The 13,659-nt window shown below is 51.4% G+C and carries 14 protein-coding genes and 2 tRNA genes; 4 read left to right on the plus strand and 12 right to left on the minus strand.

What is annotated here, in order from left to right:
- Positions 1–59: 59 nt before the first annotated feature.
- Positions 60–305, plus strand: a complete 246-nt coding sequence (locus tag AUMI_RS07040) for a cell division protein CrgA (RefSeq protein ID WP_096382882.1) — start codon at positions 60–62, stop codon at positions 303–305.
- 59 nt (positions 306–364) lie between these two features.
- On the opposite strand, the gene AUMI_RS07045 is transcribed toward AUMI_RS07040, so the two are convergent.
- Both AUMI_RS07045 and AUMI_RS07050 read right to left on the minus strand, forming a co-directional pair.
- A complete protein-coding gene (locus tag AUMI_RS07045) occupies positions 365–1,111 on the minus strand; it encodes a rhomboid family intramembrane serine protease (RefSeq protein WP_231951733.1) in 747 nt (248 codons plus the stop codon).
- A gap of 141 nt (positions 1,112–1,252) precedes the next feature.
- On the minus strand, positions 1,253–1,792 hold the full coding sequence (locus AUMI_RS07050) for a peptidylprolyl isomerase (RefSeq protein ID WP_096382886.1): 540 nt from the start codon (positions 1,790–1,792) through the stop codon (positions 1,253–1,255).
- Between the two features lie 100 nt (positions 1,793–1,892).
- Between AUMI_RS07050 and AUMI_RS07055 the strand changes: the two genes are divergently transcribed.
- Positions 1,893–2,375 carry a hypothetical protein gene (locus AUMI_RS07055; protein WP_096382889.1) on the plus strand — a complete coding sequence of 161 codons (483 nt, stop codon included), beginning with the start codon at positions 1,893–1,895 and terminating at the stop codon, positions 2,373–2,375.
- 5 nt (positions 2,376–2,380) lie between these two features.
- Positions 2,381–3,013, plus strand: coding sequence for an LON peptidase substrate-binding domain-containing protein (locus AUMI_RS07060; protein ID WP_096382890.1), 633 nt, complete (start codon positions 2,381–2,383; stop codon positions 3,011–3,013).
- Positions 3,014–3,086: 73 nt separating this feature from the next.
- On the opposite strand, the gene AUMI_RS07065 is transcribed toward AUMI_RS07060, so the two are convergent.
- The gene (locus AUMI_RS07065) at positions 3,087–3,281 is read right to left on the minus strand and encodes a YdeI/OmpD-associated family protein (protein WP_172418286.1); all 195 of its coding nucleotides are present in this window, start codon (positions 3,279–3,281) and stop codon (positions 3,087–3,089) included.
- 22 nt (positions 3,282–3,303) lie between these two features.
- Between AUMI_RS07065 and AUMI_RS07070 the strand changes: the two genes are divergently transcribed.
- Complete coding sequence (locus AUMI_RS07070; RefSeq protein ID WP_096382893.1) at positions 3,304–3,669, plus strand: DUF1801 domain-containing protein; 366 nt, start codon at positions 3,304–3,306, stop codon at positions 3,667–3,669.
- Positions 3,670–3,709: 40 nt separating this feature from the next.
- Here AUMI_RS07070 and AUMI_RS07075 read toward each other — a convergent pair.
- The 9 genes from AUMI_RS07075 to dnaA all read right to left on the minus strand — a co-directional run bounded on the left by AUMI_RS07075 (position 3,710) and on the right by dnaA (position 13,628).
- Positions 3,710–3,782, minus strand: a tRNA-Ala gene (locus tag AUMI_RS07075).
- Positions 3,783–3,826: 44 nt separating this feature from the next.
- Positions 3,827–3,900, minus strand: a tRNA-Ile gene (locus tag AUMI_RS07080).
- Between the two features lie 61 nt (positions 3,901–3,961).
- Entirely contained in the window at positions 3,962–4,399 is a 438-nt protein-coding gene (locus AUMI_RS07085; RefSeq protein ID WP_096382895.1) for a DUF3566 domain-containing protein, read from the minus strand.
- Positions 4,392–6,944 carry a DNA gyrase subunit A gene (gyrA, locus tag AUMI_RS07090; RefSeq protein WP_231951735.1) on the minus strand — a complete coding sequence of 851 codons (2,553 nt, stop codon included), beginning with the start codon at positions 6,942–6,944 and terminating at the stop codon, positions 4,392–4,394. Before gyrA ends, AUMI_RS07085 begins: the two co-directional genes overlap by 8 nt.
- Positions 6,934–8,907: a DNA topoisomerase (ATP-hydrolyzing) subunit B gene (gene gyrB / locus AUMI_RS07095; RefSeq protein ID WP_096382899.1), complete on the minus strand. Its 1,974-nt coding sequence runs from the start codon at positions 8,905–8,907 to the stop codon at positions 6,934–6,936. Before gyrB ends, gyrA begins: the two co-directional genes overlap by 11 nt.
- A 123-nt stretch (positions 8,908–9,030) precedes the next feature.
- Complete coding sequence (locus tag AUMI_RS07100) at positions 9,031–9,576, minus strand: DciA family protein (RefSeq protein WP_231951737.1); 546 nt, start codon at positions 9,574–9,576, stop codon at positions 9,031–9,033.
- Positions 9,573–10,700 carry a DNA replication/repair protein RecF gene (gene recF, locus AUMI_RS07105; protein WP_096382902.1) on the minus strand — a complete coding sequence of 376 codons (1,128 nt, stop codon included), beginning with the start codon at positions 10,698–10,700 and terminating at the stop codon, positions 9,573–9,575. Before recF ends, AUMI_RS07100 begins: the two co-directional genes overlap by 4 nt.
- 19 nt (positions 10,701–10,719) lie before the next feature.
- On the minus strand, positions 10,720–11,862 hold the full coding sequence (gene dnaN, locus AUMI_RS07110) for a DNA polymerase III subunit beta (protein WP_096382904.1): 1,143 nt from the start codon (positions 11,860–11,862) through the stop codon (positions 10,720–10,722).
- Positions 11,863–12,206: 344 nt separating this feature from the next.
- Positions 12,207–13,628: a chromosomal replication initiator protein DnaA gene (gene dnaA / locus AUMI_RS07115; RefSeq protein ID WP_425338945.1), complete on the minus strand. Its 1,422-nt coding sequence runs from the start codon at positions 13,626–13,628 to the stop codon at positions 12,207–12,209.
- Positions 13,629–13,659: the final 31 nt, after the last annotated feature.

The raw sequence follows: 13,659 nt of genomic DNA on the forward strand, positions 1-13,659 counted from the left end.
TACCCGGGTCATCGAGGAGTTCCTGTGGGGTTGCTGAATTCGGTAGACTTCTGAACACTATGGCTGCAGAAAAGAAGAAGCGCACAAAGGCTCCCCGCAACCCCGAGACCTCGGCTCACGAATCGCCGAATCCTGTCTGGTTCAAGCCCGTCATGTTTGGCTTCATGCTCATCGGCCTGGTGTGGATCATTGTGTTCTACATCAGTCAGGGAACTCTGCCCATCATGGCACTTGGTTCCTGGAACATCTTGGTCGGTTTTGGTATCGCCTTCATCGGTTTCTTGATGACCACCAGGTGGCGATAACTCTAATTACACGCGTGTAATTCTCCCCATGTGGATAAGCATGTGGATAACTCTGCTTGTTAACCCGCCACAAACATTGGGGCGTGTGAGAGGGCAAGTCCGACAAAAACGGCCACCGTCAGACTAATCAGAGCAAGTTGAAGCTTCTGTTGTGAGGGCTTCCTGGTCTGTACAAAGATCAACCCCAGCAGTGCACCGCCGAGCAAACCACCCAGGTGTGCTTGCCACGAGATGCTCATGCCTGGCAAGAAGCCAATGACCAAGTTAATGCCCACAAGCACTAATAGCTGGGTTGTTTCGCCGCCAAGCTTGCGTTGAATAACCAAGAAAGCTCCGAGCAAACCAAATATGGCACCGGATGCGCCCACCACAAAGGTGTTGTGAGGAGCCCAGAACATCACGCCCAACGATCCGGCTAATCCGGAAGCAAGATAGAGCGTGAGAAAACGACCGCGGCCGAGCAAACGCTCCAACATTTGGCCAAAAATCCACAGCGTATACATGTTCAAGAGGATGTGGAAAATAAAGCCCGTTGAATGCGCAAAAACAGAGGTAATCATGCGCCACGGCTCATACGGAGCGCCAATGGCACTGTATTCGCCGTAGCTATACAGCGGCGCATATGCCAAAAAGCTAGTGGCATCAATTCCTGGCAAAATCTGCAGGACATAGAAGAAGAACGTGATCCCGATCAGGGAGTAGGTGACAACGGGTTTCTGATTAGCCTGACCCCCGAGAGCCTGTCGTCCTACTCGAGGTGCACGAGCTTGGGCCTGGCCTAAACATTCCGGGCAGATAACACCCACCGGTGCCGGAGTTTGGCACTGGTAACACACTGGCCGATCACAACGCTGGCACCGAACAAAGGTTGCCGCGTCTGGATGGCGATAACAGGAAGGGGCTACCTCCTCGGTAGCCCCCCAACCTGCTTCGTTGGTCACGAAAAGTTAGACCTGTTCGACAGTGATCGACTCGATCACAACGTCATCGAGTGGACGGTCACGGCCATCGGTCGAGACATTACCCAACTGGTCAACAATTGCGCGGCTTGCGTCATCTGCAACCTCACCAAAGATGGTGTGCTTGCCCTGCAACCAGGTGGTGGGTGCAGTGGTGATGAAGAACTGAGAACCATTGGTTCCCTTGCCTCCGTAGGTACCTGCATTAGCCATGGCAAGAATGTAAGGCTGAGTGAAGTCGAGTTCAGGGTGAATCTCGTCATCGAACTGGTAGCCAGGGCCACCAGTACCGGTACCCAGAGGGTCACCGCCTTGAATCATGAAGTCTGGAATGATGCGGTGGAAGATGACGCCGTTGTAGAGAGGGTCATTACGCTTTGCACCGGTCTTGGGGTCGATCCACTCGATTTCTCCAGTGGCCAAACCAACAAAGTTCTTCACGGTCTTAGGAGCGTGGTTTCCATAGAGGTTGATCTTGATAGGGCCAAGAGAAGTGTTCATCGTGGCAACTGCGGTGTGTTTTGACATGCCTCAATCTTTCCACACAGACACTGTCAATTCTCTGCGCGTTCGCTGAACGAGGAACCGCTCTGGTGTCTTTCCCAGACAACAGTGGCAAGATGGGAATATGGCACGCAAAAAGATGACAGAAGCAGAAGCACTCAAAGCGCAAGCTGAAGCACTGCTGCACGAACAGCAGCAGGTTCTCGCACACGCAGGAAGTGTCGTTCGACAGGCCAGTCGTGAACTCGGTCGCGTCACAAGTGAAGAAGTAGTGCCCCGCGTTGTTCGTGGCACCCGCACTGCTGCCACGACAACGCGCGACAAGATCGTGGACGACGTACTTCCCTCTATTGCTTCCGCAATCGGAAGCACTCTCTCTGTCATCGATGCTGCTCGCGACAAGCGCGCAAGCGAACTGACTAAGCAGGTTGCAAAACTTGCTGCTGGTAAGGCCGCTGTATCAAAAGCTGCACCTGCTTCCTCCTCTGCGAGCGCTGGAAAGTACATCGCGATTGGTATCGGTGTTGCCGCACTTCTTGGTGTTGGTTACGTTGTCTGGCAGACTTTCCGCGCAGATGACGAACTCTGGGTCTCTGAAGACGAATAGTCCTCATGGCGTTGATTCTGCCCCAATTCCCCGTGGGGTCAGTCTTGATGCCATACATGCCGTTGGCATTACGAGTATTTGAGCCCCGTTACCTCAAACTCATGGGGGACCTGGTTGGTTCCGATAACCCCGCCTTTGGTATTCCTCTGTATCCACAACGTGTTGCGGCAGGCCAACAGCCAGAGCGCCTCACAATTGGCACGGTTGCCAAAGTAGAAGACTTTGGCATGACTGATGAGAACCTGGGCATCACCGCCACAGGAACCAAACGTTTCGTCATCACGAAATGGCTAGAACCAGACCCCTATCCCCGAGCAGAGGTGGAGTATCTTCCCGAACTGGTTTGGGATTACAAGTTTGATTCTCAGCGCATGAGTCTTGAATTAGAGGTTCGTAACCTGCTCACTCGTGCGAGTAAGTATGGCGAGATGCTCTGGGAGGCGGACACTGAAGTCTCTGATGAACCTATCGCTTCCATTTGGCAGCTTTCTGGAATGCTGCCCGTTCCTGGTCCCGAACTTCACACCCTTCTGGAATCAGAGGATGTTGAGACACTCATCGAAAATGCACTCGCGATCTGCGCTGGCGGGAATAGATATCTTGACGCACTCGATGCGGGTCAATCTCCTCAGGATTGATTTACTTCTTTGAGGCTGGGTGATCCATTCTCATATAGACGCCACCCTTTTCTAATTCGTCCAGCATTTGATTCTATCTCTTTTGTCGAATCTCGGGGCGAACTGCTCGAGTAATCCAGGCAAGGTAATCGTTGCGTTGATAGGCAGGGCGGTGGTCGTAGTCGGCGCGAAGTCCGCGGTGTTCCAATGCCTGCTTCACATCTGCAGGCATCTCAACAAGCTTGCGGCGTAGATTGCCTTTCTTATCGCGAACTTCTCGAGAACTCATGTGGTCAGCGTAGTCTGAACACATGAGTGATGTGGTGAAGTACAACGAGGCAGTGGCCGGAGAGAACAAACCAGTCATTGATTTCCTGTTCCAGGAATTCCTTCAAGCTCTGCCCACCGCGACATACAAGGTATGGCATGGTGCTCCAGTGTGGTTTTTAGATGACATTCCTGTCGCGGGATACCAAGACCACAAGCACGGCGTGAAAGTGTTGTTTTGGAGTGGGAAAGATTTCTCAGAACCTGGGCTTCTCGGTATTGGTAAGCACCGAGCTGCTGGCATCACCTACACGGATGTTGCGTCGATCAATGTGGACGATCTCCGGAGATATTTACGCCTGAGTACTGAGATTATTTGGGATTACAGATCCTTGAGGCCCAAGAAGTAAAACAAAACACCCGCCATTTCTGGCGGGTGTTTTTTTGCTGTGGAGCCTAGGAGAATCGAACTCCTGACCTCCTGCTTGCAAAGCAGGCGCTCTACCAATTGAGCTAAGGCCCCGATTGCTTTTACTACTTTACATCAATTTATAAAGTGCAATTGCGTGGGGCTACCAGGACTTGAACCTGGGACCTCTTCATTATCAGTGAAGCGCTCTAACCACCTGAGCTATAGCCCCGCTTAGGCAGATTCGAGACTACCGGAATCTCGGCAAATCTCTAAATCGAGCCTGGGTTTGTTTACTGCTGGTTGGTGAATCCGACGGAAAGACCGCCAGTGATCTTTGCAGCTGCGTTGTAGAGAACTGCGCAGATGGCACCCAAAACAGTAATCACGATGAGGTTAACCAAGCCAACAGCTGCTGCTGCACCGACGGTCTTACCAATGGATGCGACAGAGTTCAGATCAAAACCACTGCCACTACCAAGGACTTCTCCAGCAACACTGTTGGCGGTTTCGAAAATTCCGGTCTGAACAAAGACGAGGTAAATCAGGAAGGTGCCAATAACGACAACGATGAACTGAGCTAGCCCGAGAAGGAAAGACAGCTTGAGCGCTGACATGAAATCAACGTAAACAAGCTTGAGTCGAACCTGCTTGGCCTCAGGGCCTTTGGGTGCTTTTTCTCCCTTTTGGGGGAGTTTGCTCTTGAGCTTGTCTGCCATGGAGCTACTCATTTGGTGCCTCTTCCACTACAGCGTCTCCGCTGGTTACTTCTTCTTCGTTCTGCTCTTCCGCAGAATCAAGATTACGCTCTGAATTGCGTGCCACGGCAAGAATCTTGTCGCCTTCTTCAAATCGGGCAAAGACAACACCCATGGTGTCGCGGCCCTTGGCGGGAACTTCGTTCACTGCGGAACGAACAACCTTGCCCGATTCAAGAACGACAAGAACCTCATCATCTTCACCCACAATGAGTGATCCCACCAAGTCTCCGCGGTCTTCGCTGAGCTTGGCTACCTTGATTCCTAGACCACCACGGTTTTGTGTGCGGTATTGGTCTGCGTCAGTTCGCTTGGCGTAGCCACCTTCGGTCACGACAAAAACGAATCCGGAGTCAGATACCAAAGAGGCAGACAACAGGCTGTCTCCGCCGCGGAACTTCATACCGGTCACACCCGAGGTTGAGCGTCCCATGGGGCGCAGTGCCTCATCGGTTGCTGTGAAGCGAATGCTCATACCCTTGCGCGAGACGAGTAGAACATCGGAGTCTTCTTCAAGTAGGAGTGCCGAGACGAGTTCGTCTCCTTCGCGCAGCTTGATAGCAATGATTCCACCGGTGCGGTTGGTGTCGTATTCGGTCAGCGCCGTCTTCTTGATCAAACCATCGCGCGTTGCCAAGGCTAAATACTTAGCTGCTTGGTAGTCGCGAATGTCCAGAATCTGCGTGACTTGCTCATCTGGTCCCAGTGCAAGCAAGTTAGCGATGTGCTGACCCTTAGCGTCGCGACCTGCTTCTTGAACTTCGTACGCCTTGGCGCGGTAGACGCGTCCGGTGTTGGTGAAGAACAACAACCAGTGGTGGGTTGTGGTCACGAAGAAGTGTTCTACGACGTCATCTGCGCGAAGCTGCGCACCCTTCACGCCTCGACCGCCGCGGTGCTGACTACGGTAGTTGTCGCTGCGTGTGCGCTTGACGTAACCACCACGAGTCACGGTGATGACCATTTCCTCTTCAGGAATAAGGTCTTCTACGTTCATGTCGCCATCGAAACCAGGCATGATTTCTGAACGGCGGTCGTCGCCGTAGCGGGCAACGATGTCGGTGAGTTCTTCAGACACAATTTCACGCTGACGTGCTGGGCTAGCCAGAATTGCGTTGAATTCTTTGATTTGTGCTTCGAGCTCAGTGGCTTCATCGATAATCTTCTGGCGTTCGAGAGCTGCCAGACGACGAAGCTGCATTTCCAAGATTGCGCGAGCTTGCAGCTCATCAATCTTGAGGAAGGACATCAGTCCATCACGCGCATCTTCAACGGTGGGGCTCTTGCGAATCAGTGCAATCACTTCATCGAGAGCATCCAATGCTGCAAGGTATCCCTTGAGGATGTGCATGCGCTCTTCTGCCTTACGCAGACGGAACTGCGTGCGGCGAACAATGACATCAATTTGGTGCTCTACCCAGTTGGAGATGAAACCATCGATAGAGAGGGTGCGAGGAATGCCATCCACGATGGCGAGCATGTTCGCGCCAAAGTTTTCCTGCAACTGTGTCTGCTTGTAGAGGTTGTTGAGAACAACCTTTGCTACCGCATCACGCTTGAGAACAATAACCAGGCGTTGACCGGTACGACCCGAGGTCTCATCACGGATATCTGCGATACCAGTGATCTTGCCGTCTTTGACAAGCTCAGCAATCTTGATGGCAAGGTTGTCGGGGTTGACCTGGTAGGGAAGTTCGGTCACAACTAAGCAGGTGCGGCCCTGCAGTTCTTCCACGTTGACCACGGCACGCATCGTGATGGATCCACGACCAGTGCGGTAAGCATCCTGGATTCCCTTGACGCCCAAAATCTGAGCACCCGTGGGGAAGTCAGGTCCCTTAATGCGAGCAATGAGCGCTTCAAGAAGTTCTTCACGGGTTGCATCGGGGTTAGCAAGAGCCCACAGTGCACCTTCGGCTACTTCACGCAGGTTGTGGGGAGGAATGTTGGTGGCCATACCCACCGCAATACCCACCGAACCGTTGACCAGCAGGTTGGGGAAGCGCGAAGGCAGAATCGAAGGCTCTTGGGTGCGACCGTCGTAGTTGTCCTGGAAGTCGACGGTTTCTTCGTCGATGTCGCGAACCATTTCCAGTGCCAAGGGAGCCATCTTGGTTTCGGTGTAACGAGGTGCAGCTGCAGAGTCGTTACCGGCGGAACCGAAGTTTCCCTGACCAAGAGCCAGTGGGTAGCGCAGCGACCAGGGCTGAACCAGACGAACAAGTGCGTCATAGATAGCCGAGTCACCGTGTGGGTGGAACTGACCCATGACGTCACCAACAACACGAGCACACTTGGAGAAAGCCTTGTCGGGACGGTAGCCACCGTCATACATCGCGTAAATCACACGGCGGTGAACAGGCTTGAGCCCGTCACGAACGTCGGGAAGTGCGCGGCCCACGATCACACTCATGGCGTAATCCAGGTACGAACGCTGCATTTCCAGTTGCAGGTCTACCTGCTGGATGCGGTTTTCTCCGTTTTCGTCAGTGGTGACGAGGTTGTCGTTAGATGTCAAGGAAACGCACATCCTTTGCATTCTTCTGGATGAAGTTTCGACGTGATTCCACGTCTTCACCCATCAGGGTTGAAAAAATTTCGTCGGCAGCTACGGCATCATCCAGTGTGACCTGAAGCAGTGTGCGGGTTTCTGGGTTCATAGTGGTGTCCCACAACTCGCGATAGTCCATTTCACCCAAACCCTTGTAGCGCTGGATTCCGTTGTCCTTGGGGATTTTCTTGCCAGCAGCTAGGCCAGCTTCAAGTTGGCGGTCTCGCTGTTCATCCGAGTACACATATTCGTGATCTGCGTTCGACCACTTCAATCGATACAGCGGCGGTTGTGCAAGGTAGACATATCCGAGCTCAATCAGTGGCTTCATGTAGCGGAAGAGAAGAGTCAGGAGCAAGGTGGTGATGTGCTGACCGTCAACGTCCGCATCCGCCATAAGCACGATCTTGTGGTACCTGGCTTTTTCTGGGTTGAAGTCTTCACCGATACCTGCACCAAAAGCCGTGATCATGGCTTGGACTTCGTTGTTTGCCAATGCCTTGTCGAGACGAGCTTTTTCAACGTTGAGAATCTTGCCTCGCAGAGGAAGGATTGCTTGAGTTTCAGGGTTGCGGCCTTGGACTGCGGAACCACCTGCGGAGTCACCCTCCACCATGAAGATTTCTGAAATCGACGGGTCTTTGCTCGCGCAGTCCTTGAGCTTGCCGGGCATGCCCCCGCCCTCAAGCAAGCCCTTACGCCTGGCAGTTTCACGTGCTTTGCGCGCAGCCATACGTGCTGTTGCAGCTTGCAAAGCCTTGCGAATAATTTCTTTGGCCTGGTTGGGGTTGCGTTCGAACCAGTCACCGAGGAAGTCACCGGTGATGCGCTGAACGAACGCTTTCGCTTCGGTGTTACCGAGCTTGGTCTTTGTTTGACCTTCGAACTGGGGTTCACCGAGCTTGATCGAGACAACGGCAGTCAAGCCTTCGCGGACATCGTCACCTGAAAGGTTTTCATCCTTTTCTTTGAGGATGCCTTTTTCGCGTGCATATTTGTTGACCAGTGTGGTCATTGCTGCACGGAAACCTTCTTCGTGTGTTCCACCCTCGTGTGTGTTGATGGTGTTGGCGTAGGTGTGAACACTCTCGCTGTAAGCAGTGGTCCACTGCATGGCGATTTCACAAGAAATCTTCTTCTCGGCATCTTCGGATTCGAAGTAAATGATCTCGTCGTGAACGATGTCGTTCTTCTTGATGGTGTTCAAGTATTGGACGTAATCCATCAACCCGTTTTCAAACATGTAGGAAACGGTCAGTGGGTTGCCTTCGCCATCTTCTTGATTTTCGTCAATCAGCGTGATGCGCAGGCCCTTGTTGAGGAAGGCCATCTGCTGGAAGCGTGCACGCAGGGTTTCGTAATCAAACTCGACGGTTTCAAAAATGTCGGCGTTTGGCCAGAAGGTGATGGTGGTTCCAGTTTCATCGGTTGGTCCCTGCTTGGCGAGGGGCGCCTCGGGAACACCAATGTTGTAGCTCTGGGTGTAGGAGAAGCCTTGACGCTTGACTTCAACTTCGAGGTGAGATGACAGTGCGTTAACCACGGAGCTACCCACGCCGTGGAGACCACCGGATACGGCGTATCCGCCGCCGCCGAACTTTCCACCGGCGTGCAGAACTGTCAAAACAACTTCTACCGTGGACTTACCTTCAGTGGGGTGGATATCCACCGGAATTCCACGACCATTGTCAATAACGCGGATACTGCCGTCTTTGCGCATGAAGACTTTAATGTCATCGCAGTATCCTGCGAGCGCCTCGTCGACGGAGTTGTCTACGATCTCATAGACCAGGTGGTGCAGACCTCGGGGCCCGGTTGAACCGATGTACATACCGGGACGTTTACGAACTGCTTCTAGTCCTTCTAGAACCTGAATGTTACTGGCGCCATATTCGCCATCTGGTGTTGGCTTTTCAGATTCTTCAGACATTCGTTGCGTAACTCCCTTTTGCACGTTTCGTGACAGCTCTAATTCTATCTTTTTCGAGCTGAGAAAATCGGGAGAAACGGGCTCTGGCGCGTTTTTATTTAGCGCTTGACCAGAAACCTATTCTTAGCCGTAAGTATCGCGAGGACCACGCCCTGGAATTGATTTGGGGCCACGTTTCCAGCTTGGGGCGTTGGGTCCTTGAAAGCGAATAGCGGTAATGCCGGATTCTGGGTGGGAATTCAACAACTTTGTGAGCACTTCAGAACTCATTAATCTGAGCTGTGTAGCCCAGGCTGTTGACTCGCATAAAACAGAGAGTGTGGAGTCTGTAATTCCCAAAACTTTAGTGCGAGCAGCGATGTCCGGGCCAACGATCTCTGGCCAATCTGTCAGCACATCAGATTGGGCTAAAGGCGCCTTCCATCCCAGTTCTTGAGTGAGGTTTGCTAGGACGTCATCGAGTCCTTTGGGGTCTCGCCCGGGAGAAAAGGGCATTTCGCTGGCATGCTCTTGCGCATTTCGACGTCTAGCTTTGGCATCTCGGGAAAGCTGTGACCGGGGAGTTCCGGTTGCTTGGGACTTTAATCGTGCATACAGCGCCATGGATTCTGTCTCTTCGGGCCCCGCCGCGTCAGCGGCGCCAGGCCCGTTCGCTTCAGAGCTCATCATGCGAGATCACCTGTGTGGGCTTGAATTGTTCCCCGTTGCACGTGAAACACCTGTGTCATCAAAGCTTCTGGCACGTCTTCTGCGACGGCGGCAGTGATAAATGTTTGTTCAAAATCGGCAACGGCTTCGGCTAAACGTTGGCGTCGTGCTGAATCAAGTTCGGCAAAAACATCGTCCAAGATCAAGATGGGGTCGCCCAACACTGATTCACTGCGAAGCAGCCGCGCTGCGGCTAGTTTCAAGGAGAGTGCATAAGACCAGGTTTCTCCATGACTGGCATAGCCTTTTGCTGGTAATCCATTGAGGGTGAATTCCACATCATCTCGGTGTGGGCCAACAAGGGTTATTCCACGTTCAATTTCTTGAATGCGGCCGGTTTCCAGACTGTGTGTAAACGCAGCGAAATACTCTTCAGCGCTGTCAGCTCCTGCAATGGAGGGCTTAATTTCCAATGAAACCTCATGCTCTGCACCGGCAATAGCGTGATATGCCGCGGTCAGTGGTGCTGAAAGATCAGCAAGGAGCCGGCGGCGCTCGCTCATGATTTCAGTTCCTAGAGAAACCAGCCGTTCATCCCAAATATCGAGAGTTCCTAAGTTTCCAGCCTCAACATCTTTGACCTTCGCTGTTTTCAGTAAGGTATTGCGCTGTTTGAGTACCCGGTCATAATCAGAAACAACACCTTCCAGTCGCGGTGTTCGCTGGATTATCAGGTCATCCATGAACTTGCGGCGCCCGGAGGGTTCGCCACGAATTAACATCAAATCTTCCGGAGCAAAAATGACCGTAGAGATATATCGCGGAAAATCACGCAATTTGGCATTTGCCCTGTTCACCTGGGCTTTATTTGCGCCATTTCGATTCAATTGCGCTTCAAGAAGGATCGTGCGGCCATCGTGTGCGAGGTTTACTCGCACGATGGCGGCATCTGATCCTTGGCGAATGAGCGCAGAATCGATACTTGTTCGGTGAGAACCCAAGGTTGCCAAAAAATTGATGGCTTCGACAATATTTGTTTTGCCTTGGCCGTTAGATCCGACAAGAACAACAGAACCAACCGAGGGTTCAATATCTGCAGTGGCGTAATTTCTAAAGTCTCGAAGACTGAGTGAGCTTACGTGCATCGCTCAGGATCCTTGGGCCTTAGCGAAGAAGCAGGTTGGGCTGCAATAAGTAGCGGTAAGCGTCTTCGGAAGGAGTGTCTTTAGAAGTTTGGCTTGTAATTAAAACAGGTCCAGGCTTTGCAGGGTTCTCAACAGAGGTAAATCCAATGCGCGTAAATTCTGAATGAACGGCGCCTAATCCATCAAGGAGGAAGTCTGGCTTGAGTGAAACAACTACTTCTGGACCGGAGATAACTGCATCGATAGTTTCAGAAGCCTGAGCTTGTTCTCCACCAATGGCTTCTAGAGTCAGTGAGTTGTTTGCAAAGGTAAATCGCAATGCTGCTTCACGTTCAACAACCAGTTTGACGCGACGCGTTGCTTCAATGAGATCAGCAGTGTTTATTACGGCGTAGTTTTCAACTTTTTCGGGAAACAAACGCTTCACGGGAGGGAAGTTACCCTTAATCAGCAGCGAGGTAACAGTCTTGTTGTCTGCTGTGAAGGCAATCAGTTCACGATCGTCTTTATTGGTGATGGAAATGGAAATATTTCCGCTGTGACCAAAGGTCTTACCGATTTCTTGCATGGTACGAGCAGGGACTAGAGCAGTAAGTTCAGAAACTGTTCCCGTGGATTCCCAAGGAATGTCCCGGATTGCGACACGGTAGCGGTCTGTAGCAACCAAACTCAAGGAATTTCCGGTTATTTCTAGCTGTACACCAGTAATCACTGGAGTGACATCATCACGTGATGCAGCAACAGCAACCTGTGCAACAGCCGAGGAGAATTCTTCCGCCGGAAGAACACCAGTTTCTCCCTCAACCTGAGGAATGGTGGGGTATTCCTCTACAGGCATAGAAAGAAGAGTGAAGTTTGCAGATCCACAGCTCACTTGAATACGCGACTCAACGCTTTCAAAAGTAACTGGGGCATTGGGTAGACGGTTAGCAATTTCTGCTAACAACCGCCCTGACACCAAAACTCGTCCCGGTGTTTCCACTGTTGCAGCAACTTTGGTTTGGGTTGAAACTTCGTAATCAAAAGAAGAGAAAACGAGACCTTCAGAGGTCGCTTCAATGAGTACACCTGAGAGAATCGGCAAAGTTGTACGAGCCGGGAGCATCTTGACGGCAAAAGAAACTGCTTCACTGAGCACATCTCTGTTTACTTGAAACTTCACCGTGCGGCGCCTTTCCTTCAAACCCAACCTGGGTCTTTCATGCTATCGCGGTTTTTGTAGGCGAAATAAGCCTGGGTCTTAAAGGTTATTGAACCTCAATGAATATTTAAATAACTCTTTAATCTTCTTAACGCCTGTGGATACTGTGTATAACTCAACAAATTCCATATATCTCCTAGAAACTACATTCGCGTAAGTTGTGTTTGGCGTGTGGGTACTTCACACAAGGAGCCGGATCCAGAAGATCCAAAGGACTTCCTTATTCACAAGAATAAATTTTTCATACACAGGACCGCCCGGCGATTTCCCCACATATTCACATGGTTATCCACAGGGGGAAAACCCTAGTTGTTTCGTGAATACGAGCTTCGTTGCTTGATACGTGTGGTGAGCTCGGTGACCTGGTTGTAAATAGAACGACGTTCTTTCATTAATTCAGCAATTTTTTTACACGCGTGCATCACTGTTGTGTGGTCGCGGCCACCAAAAAGCTGACCAATCTTTGGCAAAGAAAGGTTTGTCATTTCACGACAGAGATACATAGCAATTTGGCGGGCAGTAGCAATCGCCTGGGCTCGAGAAGTGCCAGTTAGTTCGTCAATGCCGAGGCGGAAGTAATCTGCCGTGTTGTTGATGATGTCAATCGGCGCAATGATGTCATCTTCGTCAAGCGTGATGAGGTCTTTGAGAACGGTTTGTACCAGAGGAAGATCTACAGCCTGCTTGTTGAGGTTGGCAAACGCGGTTACACGAATGAGTGTTCCTTCAAGCTCACGAATATTGCTGGTTACCTTGGTAGCAATAAATTCCATGATGTCGTCTGGAACACTGAGCTTTTCGCGTTCTGCTTTCTTACGAAGAATGGCAATACGGGTTTCTAAGTCAGGTGTTTGAACATCTGTAATCAGGCCCCATTCAAAACGGGTGCGCATGCGGTCTTCGAAACCAGTGAGATGTTTGGGCTGAACATCGCTCGTAATAACAACTTGTTTGTTGTGATCATGCAACGTATTGAAGGTGTGGAAGAACGCTTCTTGCGTTTCTGCTTTACCTTGCAAGAACTGAATGTCATCAATCAACAAAATATCGATATTGCGGTAACGAGACTGAAAAGCCGCACCACGGTTGTTGGCAATGGAGTTGATGAAATCGTTGGTGAACTCTTCGCTACTGACATAACGAACACGAATGGTGGGATACAAACTCTGGGCATAGTGACCAATGGCGTGCAACAAGTGGGTTTTACCCAAACCTGATTCACCATAGATAAACAAGGGGTTATAGGCCTTGGCCGGTGCTTCAGCAACAGCAACGGCTGCCGCATGAGCGAAACGGTTTGAACCACCAATAACAAAACTGTCGAAGTTATATCGAGGGTTGAGCCGTGATTCCAGTTCGCTTTCCGTCGCCATAATGGTTGGCGCAGTGACAGGGTTGCGATCCTCTTTGACTTCCTCGACCTCAACAGCCGGAGCTGGTTCGTCTAACGCAACCAAATCTGGGTTGACAACAACGGCGAATGTAGAAATCTCACTCAATTCACCCAGGCTTCCGATGGCGGAAAGCAACGGCCCACGCAAGCGTTGTTCAACCATGCTGCGGGTGAAATCGTTGGGAACTTCAAGATAGAAAGTCCCGGCCATAATTCCCTTGGGTTCAATCAGGGAAGCAAAACCGTACAGAGGTGGAGTTACACCGGGATCTGATGCAAGAGCTTCGAGGATGGAGTTCCACGTATCGCGCATGCCGTCATCAGCCACGGAAATCCCCTCTCAAAATCAATGCGAGTTATCCACC

The organism is Aurantimicrobium minutum, from assembly GCF_002355535.1.
Lineage (GTDB): Bacteria > Actinomycetota > Actinomycetes > Actinomycetales > Microbacteriaceae > Aurantimicrobium > Aurantimicrobium minutum.